8 protein-coding genes are annotated in these 12,044 nt (G+C 54.5%); 3 read left to right on the forward strand and 5 right to left on the reverse strand.

From position 1 onward, the window contains the following. The gene (gene pip, locus ACR0K1_RS09175) at window positions 1-957 is read right to left on the reverse strand and encodes a prolyl aminopeptidase (protein WP_170689451.1); all 957 of its coding nucleotides are present in this window, start codon (window positions 955-957) and stop codon (window positions 1-3) included. Between the two features lie 237 nt (window positions 958-1,194). Between pip and ACR0K1_RS09180 the strand changes: the two genes are divergently transcribed. Further along, entirely contained in the window at window positions 1,195-2,166 is a 972-nt protein-coding gene (locus ACR0K1_RS09180) for a TRAP transporter substrate-binding protein DctP (RefSeq protein ID WP_170660735.1), read from the forward strand. Between the two features lie 367 nt (window positions 2,167-2,533). Here the strand turns inward: ACR0K1_RS09180 and ACR0K1_RS09185 are convergent, their stop codons facing one another. Then, on the reverse strand, window positions 2,534-3,667 hold the full coding sequence (locus ACR0K1_RS09185) for a patatin-like phospholipase family protein (protein WP_170660734.1): 1,134 nt from the start codon (window positions 3,665-3,667) through the stop codon (window positions 2,534-2,536). Window positions 3,668-3,905: 238 nt separating this feature from the next. On the opposite strand from ACR0K1_RS09185, the gene ACR0K1_RS09190 reads away from it, so the two are divergent. Further along, the gene (locus ACR0K1_RS09190) at window positions 3,906-5,003 is read left to right on the forward strand and encodes an efflux RND transporter periplasmic adaptor subunit (protein WP_170746959.1); all 1,098 of its coding nucleotides are present in this window, start codon (window positions 3,906-3,908) and stop codon (window positions 5,001-5,003) included. 15 nt (window positions 5,004-5,018) lie between these two features. Continuing rightward, window positions 5,019-8,153, forward strand: coding sequence for an efflux RND transporter permease subunit (locus ACR0K1_RS09195; protein WP_170720343.1), 3,135 nt, complete (start codon window positions 5,019-5,021; stop codon window positions 8,151-8,153). 439 nt (window positions 8,154-8,592) lie between these two features. Here the strand turns inward: ACR0K1_RS09195 and terL are convergent, their stop codons facing one another. The 3 genes from terL to ACR0K1_RS09210 are packed head-to-tail and all read right to left on the reverse strand — an operon-like array spanning window position 8,593 to window position 11,876. Beyond that, window positions 8,593-10,071 carry a phage terminase large subunit gene (gene terL, locus ACR0K1_RS09200; protein ID WP_480850168.1) on the reverse strand — a complete coding sequence of 493 codons (1,479 nt, stop codon included), beginning with the start codon at window positions 10,069-10,071 and terminating at the stop codon, window positions 8,593-8,595. Beyond that, window positions 10,058-10,489, reverse strand: coding sequence for a DUF5681 domain-containing protein (locus ACR0K1_RS09205; RefSeq protein WP_170693973.1), 432 nt, complete (start codon window positions 10,487-10,489; stop codon window positions 10,058-10,060). Before ACR0K1_RS09205 ends, terL begins: the two co-directional genes overlap by 14 nt. Beyond that, window positions 10,482-11,876, reverse strand: a complete 1,395-nt coding sequence (locus tag ACR0K1_RS09210; protein ID WP_480613220.1) for a site-specific DNA-methyltransferase — start codon at window positions 11,874-11,876, stop codon at window positions 10,482-10,484. Before ACR0K1_RS09210 ends, ACR0K1_RS09205 begins: the two co-directional genes overlap by 8 nt. Between the last annotated feature and the right edge of the window lie 168 nt (window positions 11,877-12,044).

Here is a 12,044-nt window from a genome sequence, read left to right on the forward strand (position 1 = left end):
TTATTGCGACTGCAGTGCTTTGTTCGCTGCGGCGATGATGGCATCGGCAAGGGGGCCATAAAGGGTTCCGTGCAATCCACCCGGCACAATAACGAGTTCTGATCGAGGCAGGGCCCTATGCAGACGCCAAGGTGTCCACAAAGGAGCCGAGAGATCGAGCCGGCTGTGGATAAGATATGTCTTTAGATCAGCGAGTTTGGAGACTTGCTCTAATAATGGCGTGTCGAGCCAGGCAAGGTTGCGAAAGTAGTGGGTGACGACCCTTGCGAAACCAAGCCGAAAGCGTTCGTCATCGTAAGATAAATTGGGCTCTACGCGGGGGTCCAAGCTTACTACGGCGGCTTCCCATGTGCACCACGCGAGCGCGGCAGCGGACCTCAAGCTTGCGTCCTCACCCATCAGAAGATCGTTGTAACCGGCTGCAATTTCAATCCCGTCGTGAGCTTCGGGTACTAAAGCATGGAACTGTTCATGTGCCTCGGGCAAAAACCGACGGGCTCCAAAATAGAGAAAGTCGAGGTCTTCGCTGGATGTCATTGCCACCGCCGCAAGGATTAAACCGTTCACCCGGTCCAGATGTTCCAGCGCGTAGGCCACGGCAAGCGTGGTACCCCATGAAGAACCATAAATGTACCAGTTCGCCAGCCCCAAACTTGCGCGTAATCGTTCAAGATCATGGATCAGGTGTTTTGTCGTATTCGCCGTGAGGCCATCCACGCTGTCGCCCGCGTGCGGCTTGGAGCGCCCCGCCCCTCTTTGGTCAATTGTCACAATGTGCCAACGTTCCGGATCGAACAACTGAACCATTTGCGGACGCGTCCCACCGCCGGGCCCTCCGTGCAGCAGCACAATAGCTGGCGCATTTTCGTTACCGAATGTTTGCCAAAACACAGAGTGGCCATCTTCTTCTGGTAAAACACCAGAGAGCAGAGGCAGCGAAGGATGATAGAGAGCCATTACGCTGTCATACACTGCTTTAGGAAGCCTCGATAGCTCGATGCACCCCGTCGCCGTGAAGCTTCTTCTCAGCGCGACAAAGCTTGCCCATTTCTTACGTCTGCCGGCGTTTCTAACTGTATTCGTATTGATCGCGAGATTTGCGTGGTTTGCGATTGGCGTGATTTTACAAGGCGCCGCTTGAAACCTAGGATAGAGAGGACTGGCACCAAAGTATCCATACAGGAGAGTGTTGTTATGAGAATGCTATCGGTAGCTACAGCTTTTGCTTGTATGATGTTTCTTCCTGTGGCGGCGCTTTCGCAAGTAAGTATGAGTGTGTATTCGGATACGCCGTCCACGCATCCGAAATCTAAACTGCTGGCGTCCTTGGTGACCCAGATTCGGGACCGAACCAAGGGGCGGATCAAAGCCGAGTTCTTTAGTGCAGAATCGGGTTTGTTTCCGAATGAAGACACCGCACTGGACGCCTTGGTCAACAATCAAGTTCAGATGGTCTGGCCTCCGGTGGCGCGTCTTGAACGCTTTGCCCCCGAATTCATGCTGCTGACGCTTCCGTATAGCATCGACTTGTTTGCCATTCGCGATGCAAAAGGCCACGCGGCGCTAGTAGACGACCTTTCAAACCGGCTTCACAATGTGGGCCTGGACATTTTGGGTCTAGCCCCGGCCGGATACACTCTGTTTGTGAGTAAGAACCCTCTGACCAGTGTTGACCAGCTGCCGGGAAAGATCGTCCGCGTACCAGGGTCGCCAATGCTGACGGATTACCTGGAAGCGATTGGAGCGAAAGGCGTCAACTTTCCAGCGCCTGAGTTGCCAAAGATCCTAGGAGACAAGAGGGTAGATGTCGTTTTAACGTCTTTCGCCGGATGGAACCTGATTGGCCCAACCGATGGGGAATATGTATTGGTTGATCTTGACATGCGCGTCGGGTTTTACGGTGCCGTATTAAACGATGACTGGCTCGCTTCGCTCGGTGAACGCGACAGACAAATCGTGATTGAAGAAGTGTCAAACACCTTAGCCGCGCGTTGGTTGCAACTTGAAGATGAAAGAGTTGCATTCGAGGAGCAAATGCGCGCGGTCGGCACGACATACACAGAAATCTCAGGGGCAGATGCGGCGGTCCTCAAAACTGCGGCAGACGCTATCAGGAGTGACTACATTGAACAATCGCCGGAGTTCATTCAAAACTATTTGAAGTGAGTGACCCAAGGCGTGTGTCTCTGATCTTATCCTTGCAAGCGTCCAGCTTGTACTTACGCAAACCAAAGGTCTCGATTCCTCAGATCATCGAGTAAAGGCCATGGGTTCTGAGTCTAGCGCGCTATGTAACTCCGATGACGAGCGATCTTCCGGTGTATCCGTCCTCTTTGCTGATGATCCAGCCCAAACTTCAATTATTTTTGGCGTTCACGAACGACCGGAGTTGATGCAGATATATATATTGGAATACCCGCTCGTATTTGGCTTGCCGAATAGTCAAACGACAAATCGCTTCCGGACCCACCTGCCAATCAAAGTGCCCCATAAAAACCCAGAGTTTTCGGTATCGAGACATGTGTTACTGAATCTAGTTGGTGAGCTTCTTCACAACTTTATCAATCAACTCAGTGTTTTCTTTGACATAGCGCTGGCCAGAGGCCCGAATCTGGTCGATATTTTCTTGTTTAGGATTGAACCCATTGACGCCTGTCACCGCGTCTGGTGACAGGAAATAGCTGTCTATATCAATGGACGACTCAAAATCCGCATGTCTTTGCAATGCGTGCGAACTGACCGTCGCTTCTCCGTTGAAAACCATATGCATCATAGGAAAGAACCACTTAATCAATCCGCCACCTTCGGCGGTCGCGGGTGATACAGGCTGTCGCAGCTTGCTTCCAAGCGCGACAACTACGAATTCCTGATGTTCTGGCAGGTTCGAGCGCGCGTGCAGATACGCGATTTCACCCGGAGCGTTCAAAATCATGGCAGCATCCCCAAGGAATTCCCCAGATGCATGTTCGCCCGAGAACGTAACCGCAGGAAAATAAACCGGAGCACTGGTCACCGCCGTTACAAGTGAATGTAGATAGATGTTGCCTTCTACAGTATCCCAGTTTCGGAACACTCTAAGTCCGTTCTCTTTCTGCGAATAAGACGGGAACATAGCCGGGCGCAGAAGGTCATTGAACCTAGTGTCACCAAATGCTTGTTCATACACTCTAAAGCGGCCCTCATTTGGGATGGCCGGGCCGAACAGACCATGGCCCGTCAGTATTTTATGATAAATAGGGATTCCCAGAATTTCTCTTGCATATTGCTCATAGTCCTCCAGCGCTTTTTCGGCCGTGATCGGTTGTCCGTTCTCCCCGCTGGGGCTGAACAACAGCGCGGCTATGATTGCTCCGGTCGATGATCCGGCTACAAAGTCAAAAAGTTCGTGTACAGGCTTGCCTGATTTCTCCTCAAGCGCCTTCAGAACTTCAAGCTCTGCCAGACCATATAAGGCGCCACCGTTCATCGCCAGTATGCGCACCCGCTTGGGATCGTCGGTACGCCATTCCAGCGGATCATCAAAGTCTTTTGTATCCGGCCAGCCTGGCAGTTCAGACTGGCTGTCGTAAAAGTACCTGCCATAGAAAAACACGCTTGCGGCGTAAATCAGCACAAGAGGGATCATACAGACCAGAACAGTTCCGACTATTTGAATGAGGCGCTTCATACGGTCCCTGTCTCGATTGAGAAGATAGTTCAGTCATAGCTGCCCCTGCCAATTCATCAACCGCGATCGGTGAAACGGTCAGGTAGGTTCACCAAGCGCGCGGTGTTCATTTCGCCATTCTCACTTTGTTCGGGTCGCAAGGCGCCAATGGAGGTCCGGCTGCCTGAATGATTGACTGACGGGCAAACCAATGCAACGCTCGCAACAGTTGTTTTCATACAAAGGTGGATTTGAGTTGATGCGAAGTGTTTGGTTCGTTCTGGCAACAGCTCTTTTGTTTGTTTCGGCGGCCGCTCATGCGCAGACTGATGCGACCCCACCAAGTGTGCTTGTCCTGAAGGCCCAAACCCAAAAATCAGGCTTGACAGATTCCTATGTGGGCCGTGTCGAGGCGATCAGCACGGTGGATATCATGGCGCGTGTCGAAGGCACGTTAGATGCGCGAAAGTTCGTCGAAGGTGGGCTGGTCAAAACAGGCGATATCCTGTTTGAGATCGAACGAGATTCCTACCAGGCGCTGGTCGATCAATCCGCTGCGACGGTCAACGGCGCAAAGTCGACCGCAAAAGGCGCTGAGGTGGACTACGAGCGTCAGCTGGCCCTGCTGCAGCGCGACGATGTTCCGCAATCCACGGTTGACTCGGCACAGGCAACGCTTGGCGCGGATCAGGCTGCGGTCAGTAAGGCCGAAGCGGAACTGGAACAGGCGAAAATCAATCTAAGCTATACAACGATCACCAGCCCAATCGACGGTCGCATATCGAAGTCAAACGTCGACGTTGGCAATCTTGTTAGCTCAAACTCCGGCGTGCTTGCGACCATCACCAGCGTCGATCCGATTTATGTCAGCCTCTACGTCAGCGAGCGTGATCTGATCCAAAAGCGGCAGCAAGGACTGATCGGACAAAATACATCGACGCTGGGTGTTCGGCTGGAACTGAGTAGCGGGGCGACCTATGCGCAAAGCGGGCAGGTTACCTACATCAGCAACGAAATCGAAGCGGCAACCGACACGATTGAAATCCGTGCCACATTCGAAAACTCTGACGGTCTGCTGATCCCCGGACAAGTGGTGACGGTCACCTTCGACGATCCTAATGCCAAAGAAGTGGTTGTGATCCCTCAGACCGCCATCCAATTGGACCAAAAGGGTCACTTCGTGTTTGTTGTGAACAGCGACAACGTCGCAAAACGGCAGGATGTTACCTTGGGGGCACAAACTGGTCTTGACTGGGTGGTCTCTTCGGGCCTGCAGGCCGGGGACTTGGTCATCGTTCAGGGTCTGCAACGGGTCCGGGAGGATGAAAAAGTCACCCCGACCGAGAACCAATCCTAAGCGGTAGTCCTTAATATGCTATCCAAATTCTTCATTGATCGTCCGAACTTTGCCATTGTTCTGGCTGTGATTATGGTTCTGCTGGGTGCCATCGCGACCCGATTGGTACCCATCGCCGAATTCCCGTCAATCGCTCCGCCACAGATCCAGGTCACAGCGAGCTATCCCGGCGCTAATGCTGCTCTGATCCGGGACGCTGTGGCAACACCTATCGAAGAAGAAGTGAACGGAGTTGAGGGCATGATCTACATGTCCTCCTCGTCGTCGAGCGAAGGTACATACAGTCTGACAATCACTTTCGATATTAACACCGACCCGGATATTGCCGCGGTAAATGTGCAAAACCGCGTCGCGCTGGCCACAGCGCTTCTGCCCGAGACGGTGACTCAGCAAGGGATTTCCACCTCGAAGCAGAACAGCAACATGCTGCAGGTGATTAACCTGGTATCGCCCAATAAAACCTACGATCAACTGTTTCTGAGCAACTATTCGGCGGATTTCCTGCAAGACCCTCTCAGCCGCATCGACGGAGTGGGTGCAACAACGCAGTTTGGTCAGTTGAACTATTCCATGCGGATCTGGCTGAACACGGATCAGATGGCGGCCCTTAACATTGATGCCACTGACGTGGAAGCCGCGATACAGGCACAAAATATCGAAGCCGCAGCAGGGCAGATTGGCGCGGCCCCGTTCGACGATGAAACGACTGCGTTTCAGTTCACTTTGGATGCTCAAGGCCTGTTGGACGATCCAAAACAGTTCGAGAACATCATTGTTCAAGCGCAGGATGACGGCTCATTTGTGCGTCTTAAGGACATTGCCCGCATCGAATTAGGCGCTGAGAACTATTCCGCCATCGCCTACTACAACGGTCAGCCTTCCGCGATCCTTGCGATTTTTCAGGAAAGCGGAGCCAACGCAATCGATGTCTCTACAGCCGTACAGACCGAGATCGAAAAACTGGCCCAACAATTCCCCGATGATGTAGAATACATCCTTGCCTATGACGTGACCGACGCGGTGCGTCAGTCGATCGAAGAGATAATCACAACACTGGCCATAACAGCCGCCATCGTTGTTGCCGTGACCTTTGTGTTCCTGCTGAGCATACGCGCCACGATCATCCCAGCGGTTGCCATCCCTGTGTCCCTTCTGGGGACGATTGCTCTCATCTACCTGATTGGGTTTAGCGCCAATATGATCACTCTTTTTGCTTTGGTACTGGCCATCACTCTGGTGATTGATGATGCGATCATCATCATCGAAAACACCGAACGGATCATGGAAGAAGACGGTCTGGAGCCGCGCGAGGCAACGCTCAAGGCCATGTCGCAGGTTACGCGACCGATCATCGCAACAACTTTTGTTCTGGCCGCCGTGTTCATACCGGTCTGCTTCTTTCCGGGCATTACCGGCCGCATCTACCTTCAATTCGCCCTGACAATCACCTTTGCCTTCACCCTTTCTGCAATAAACGCCCTCACGCTAGGCCCGGTACTGTGCGCTCAGTTTCTAAGTCGTAAAACCGGGCATCCCAAAGGGATTGCCCGCATCATACCCAAAGCGATCAACCGATGCCGGGATGTCTATGTGGCACTGGTCAGGCTCACGCTGAGGTTCAAGGCCCTGTGCCTGATCCTATACGCTGGCGTTGTGGCCGGAACCGTGTATCTGTTCCTGCACACACCCACCGGGTTTATCCCGCCCGAAGACAACGGCGTTCTCTTTGCCAGCATTACCCTGCCCGATGGTGCATCGCTTCAGCGCACCGAAGAGGTGTTGCTGGACATCGGCGAACAGGTCAAAGAGCACCCCGGAGTTGCTTCGGTGACGTCGGTTGCAGGGTTCAGCCTGATCGCCGGGGACAAGTCAAATGTAGGTATGTTGGTGATGCTTCTCGATCCATGGGACGAGAGGAAATCCAAGGAAACCCAGTGGTATAACATCATGTTCGCCTTGAACGATATTCTCGCGACAAGACCAGAGGCGACCTCGTTTGTTTTCCCACTACCTGCTATTTCCGGCGTCGGGCAGGCAGGCGGCCTGTCGGCACAACTGCTGGATCTGCAGTCCCATGACGTGCAGGAGTTTGATGCGGTTAAAAACGGCTTGCTTGCCGCATTGATGAAACAGCCTCAAGTGCAGCAGGCCTACAGCTCCATGTCAGCCAATGCACCCCAGTATTTCCTAGATATAGACCGAGACCGGGCCGAAGCGCTGCAAGTGGATGTTAGCAAGATTTTCACCGCTCTGCAGGCAAGTTTTGGGTCACTGTACGTGAACAATTTCGTGCGCGGCGGCCGGGTCTATTGGGTGGTCATGTCAGCAGATGCAAAACACCGGCAATCGTTGGATGAGATTGAAGGAGTGTATGTCAAGAATGCGTCAGGCACCGCGCTGCCGCTGCGGACATTCGTGACCGTCAAGCCGCAACTGGGGGCCGAGATCCTTTATCGCTACAACTTGTTCAATTCAGCGTCGATCAGTACCCAGCTGCAAACGGGGGTCAGCTCTGGCGAAGGCATCGCGCTGGTTGAGCAGGTCGCCGCGAGCACCCTGCCCGAAGGCTACATCCTAGAGTGGACGGACGTATCACTGCAGGAGGTCCAAGCCGGTGACCTCGTTCTCATTATCCTGGCGCTTGCGGTGGTTTTTGCCTATTTGTTTATGGTCGCCCAATATGAAAGCTGGATTTTGCCCCTTGCGATCATGGCGTCCACTATCTTTGCGGTTCTGGGCGCGCTCATTCCGCTGCAATTCATCCCCAACATCAACAACAATATCTACGCACAGATTGGGATCGTTCTGTTGATCGGCCTCGCCGCAAAGAAGGCCATCATGGTTGTCGAATTTGCCCATAACATGCGGCGCAATGAAGGCATATCTATTGATGATGCGGCGATCAAGGCCGCCCACATGCGGTTCCGGCCGGTCACGATGACGGGCCTATGCTTTATCATGGGCGTGCTGCCGCTGATGCTGGCCAGCGGTGCGGGCGCGGCGGGCCGGGTGTCTATCGGCTATCCAGTCTTTGCAGGCATGATCATCGACAGCACCCTCGGCCTTCTTATGATACCGGTATTGTACGCAGTGTTCCAAAGTCTGTCAGAGCGTTTGCCGGGCAATCCGCGTACAGCATGTTCAAAGTGAAAGCAATTCGGCTCAGAGGAGCGTAAAGAACGATGGCCTGGAAACAGGGGTGTCCGACAACTGGCCCGAATACTTGGATGCGGCCGGCGTCGGGTCTGCTGGTTCTCGCTTTGCGTCAACCGACTAGAGACTGAGCGATACTGTAAATCACTTTTTCACTTAATTACTTTGTCTATCCACCGACGAGAGTAATCCAATATTGTTGTATGTATATGCCAAGTAAATGTGGTTCTCTGATGAACAAGAACGCAATTTCGCGGTTCCGTCACCCACTTTCAGTTGATCGCACATTTGGCAATCTGAAGGTCCGCTTCGATGCCAGCACAAAGAGTTGTTGGCACCTGCAGCGAACTTCCGGTTTCCGCCCTTCGGACCCAATGACCAAGGTTTCGCTGGGCGGTTCTAGGCCGACTACCGGCCTCGAACTTTGGTTTCTGTTCTACCGCCGTCTGATCCGCTCGCGACGGCGCTCGCGACGTTCGATGTTTATCTGATGATCATGGCCTAGCGCCCGATAGAACCCCACTCCCTTGGACCAGTTCACAAAGTGGGCAAAGCTGTCGACCTGATCGTCATTGCGACCGCGTGGAAAGGACTGCAGTTCGCGTTTGAACGTCGCCAGCCAGGGCGCGTCTGCAGGCAGGTACACCTTGCCCTCTTCGACAGGACCGCACGCGGACTGGAACCGGGTTTCCTTGTCCTTATCAGGTTTGACACGGTCGTACCGCCGGCGGTCATCACGAAACAACTCATCGAAAAGCGGTTTGCCAGAAGCGGCATCCTCGATCAAAACACGATCCGGATCCCAGCGACTGACAAGCTGCAGTGCCTTGGCTTTCAGGTCTGGGTAGTCCACCTGCCCACGCCAGACGTCGAGAAGGTACCACGCGTTTTCGCGGAACCCCCAAGTTGTGCAGACCGAGAAGTCGGACCTGGGATCCTCAGACATCCCCGTATCCCAGCTTTGAACGACAAGCTGATACCAGCGACGATCTTCGATTGTCTCATAGGTGCCGAACCACTCCCAGCGCAGCGGCGATCCGTCTGGCGCAATCGGGTTCTGTTGATACTGGCAATTGAACACAGCTGCGCCCATTTCACGACGCTTGGTATCCAGCGTGTTCTGATCCAGGCGCGACGGGCACAGGAGATCACCCGGTTTGCGGCGCATGACCTTTCCGCGCCCAAGAGGCACCGTCTCATGGTCTTCGGCGATGGCAGGCAGATTCAGATGCCGATAGGTCCCGCGTTCCAGCAGATAACCAGGCGGATCCATCTCGTGCAACCGTTGTGCAACCATAACCACACGCCCTTCGGCCGGGTTGTCAAAGCGCGACAGCAAGGTCCCCTCAATGAACTCCTGCGCCTTGATCAGTTCGGCCTCGGAGCCCGCATCTCCGGCTTTCAGCAGGTCATCGATGATGATGTAATCAGCGCCATGTCCAGTCACAGAACTGCCAATGGAGACAGCCTTACGGCTGCCTCCCTTTGTGGTGCGGATTTCTTCTGAGGTGTTGCCCTTTTTAGCCAAGACCGTTTCAGAGAACATTTCCCGGTACCAGCGCGCAGACATGATCCGACGACAATCTTCGGAATGCTTGCGCGCCAGATCCAGCCCGTAGCTGGCAACAATGATCTTGGCGCTGGGGTTATGACCGAGAAGATAAGCGACATATGCAACAGCTACGGTGACCGATTTCAGGCACCGGGGCGGAATGTTGATGATCAATCGCTTGTTCTCGCCGACGCGAACGTTGTCCAACTCATGGCACATGGCCCGCACATGCCAGGCCGGATCAAAGCTGCGGTCAGTTCCCTGGTGAAGCGTGTCAAACACGCGCCACACGAAGGGAAAGAAATTGTCCCGGCAAACCTCGCGAGCGACCTGCCGGACCATTTTGGGATCAGGAGCTGACATCATTGGCCTCCTCATCTTCAGGACCGCCGTCACCATCCGGGTGACTGGAAAAGAAATCCCGGAGGATGTCGTAGTCGACAGCATCCGGCTCAACCGCACGGACGCTTTCTTGCGCGTCCATGTCACTTGTGTTGAACAGATCTGTGTCCAGCTTCAGCAGCGCCATCAGCATTTTCGTGTCGCCCTTCAATGCGCTGGCCGTGACCCGCTTGGCAATTGCCTCGGCCTTGGAAATCCGGACTTCCCGGCTGCCTTCACGGACGGTGATCTTGGCTTCCAATTCGCGTTTCAGGCTGGCATTCACTCCTTTGGCACCTTTCGGCCGCCCTTTAGGATTGCCGGATCGGCCTTTCTTGAATTGGGTCGCTTTGGGCGGTTTGCCGTAGCCCACCTCAAACTCTCTCGTATCGTCAGACATGATCCGCCTCCTGCTTCGAGGTGGTGTCGCTGGCCGCAGAACGCGCATCGAACGTCTGGCCGGTCACCGAATGCACGGCGTTCTCACCGGTCATCTCCTGCCAACGGCGGATGGCGACATCGACATAGGCCGGGTCGAGCTCAATCAGCCGCGCCCGGCGTCCTGTTTTCACTGCTGCCAGCAAGGTCGCGCCAGACCCGCCAAAGGCGTCCAGCACAACATCGCCGCGATGACTCACATCCATGATGGCATCTGCCACCAAAGCTGTCGGCTTCACTGTGGGATGATCCGCAAGGTCCGCTTCGCGCCCTACCCCAAAGCTGTTCACACCGGCGTAATCCCAGACGTTGGTCCGGTAGCGCCCGTGTTTGCCCAGTTCGACATTGTTGATATGCGGTGCACCGGGCTTCTTGAAGATGCAAACCAGCTCTTGCTTGGACCGATAAAGGCTGCCCATCCCGCCATTGGTCTTGTTCCAGACGCAGAGATTGATGAGATCAAAGCCACCTGCCTTGCCGGACGCAATCAGTTCTTCAATGTGACGCCAGTCCATGCAGATCATTGCGATGCCCCCATCCGGCAGACAGTCAAACAACCGACTGATCACCTCTGAAAGAAAGCCACGGAACTCGCTGTCCGACATTTCTCCCGACGCCATGGCAAATTCGCGATGATCGCCGCCGGTGCCGCAACGGACATGCCCATTGACCGGCACGTTGTAAGGCGGATCAGTGAAGACCATCTGTGGGGTCTCGCCTTTCAGCAAGGTGTCGTAGCTCTGGGTTTGCAGGGCATCCCCGCAGAAGATGCGATGATCTCCAAGAATCCAAAGGTCGCCCGGCTGCGTAATTGCCGGTGCCGCAGGGTCCGGCGTCTCAACAGTTTCTGCTTCAGTCTCCGTGGCCTCGCCTGCACTATCGATGATGATGTCAATCTCCGGCGTCTCGAACCCGGTGATATCCAGATCAAAGTCCAGCTCGCCATCAAGGCTGAGATCCATCAGCTCAGCAAATTCAATCTGCAGAGCATCTTCGTTCCAGTCGGACAATTCCGCCAGCTTGTTATCCGCGATGCGCAGGGCGCGTACTTCCGCGTCTGACAAGTGATCCGCGACAACCGTCGGCACAGACTTCAACCCCAGAGCCTTGGCGGCCTCATAGCGGCCATGACCCGCGATGATTGTGCCCGAACCATCCAACAGGATCGGTGTGACAAAGCCAAACTTGGCCACCGACGCTTTGAGCTTGTCGATATTCTTGGCCGCGTGCACGCGGTTGTTGTTGGCGTAGGGCTTGATCTGGCTGATTTGAGATTGGACGACTTTGTCCGCCATCCAGATCGGCGTGTTGGACGCCTTGGCGTCGCTCTGTGTTTTTTTGGCAGGCATAACCGCCTCCTTTCGTTTGACGCTCGTTAGCGTCGACAAGAAAGGATCGTGTTGGGAATTCGGAGAGAGCACGACTAGCAACTCTCCGGACCAATCGATCCGGTTCGTTGCCCCTTCGAATGCTCTCGGTCTTACTCCGCAAAAAAAGCGGCGCCGAACGCTGCCTGG

The organism is Ruegeria sp. F5, assembly GCF_056533845.1.

Bases quoted from the DNA above. Each gene is read 5' to 3' on its own strand.
- pip (WP_170689451.1), bottom strand. From the start codon at position 957: ATGGCTCTCTATCATCCTTCGCTGCCTCTGCTCTCTGGTGTTTTACCA.
- ACR0K1_RS09180 (WP_170660735.1), top strand. From the start codon at position 1,195: ATGAGAATGCTATCGGTAGCTACAGCTTTTGCTTGTATGATGTTTCTT.
- ACR0K1_RS09185 (WP_170660734.1), bottom strand. From the start codon at position 3,667: ATGAAGCGCCTCATTCAAATAGTCGGAACTGTTCTGGTCTGTATGATC.
- ACR0K1_RS09190 (WP_170746959.1), top strand. From the start codon at position 3,906: ATGCGAAGTGTTTGGTTCGTTCTGGCAACAGCTCTTTTGTTTGTTTCG.
- ACR0K1_RS09195 (WP_170720343.1), top strand. From the start codon at position 5,019: ATGCTATCCAAATTCTTCATTGATCGTCCGAACTTTGCCATTGTTCTG.
- terL (WP_480850168.1), bottom strand. From the start codon at position 10,071: ATGTCAGCTCCTGATCCCAAAATGGTCCGGCAGGTCGCTCGCGAGGTT.
- ACR0K1_RS09205 (WP_170693973.1), bottom strand. From the start codon at position 10,489: ATGTCTGACGATACGAGAGAGTTTGAGGTGGGCTACGGCAAACCGCCC.
- ACR0K1_RS09210 (WP_480613220.1), bottom strand. From the start codon at position 11,876: ATGCCTGCCAAAAAAACACAGAGCGACGCCAAGGCGTCCAACACGCCG.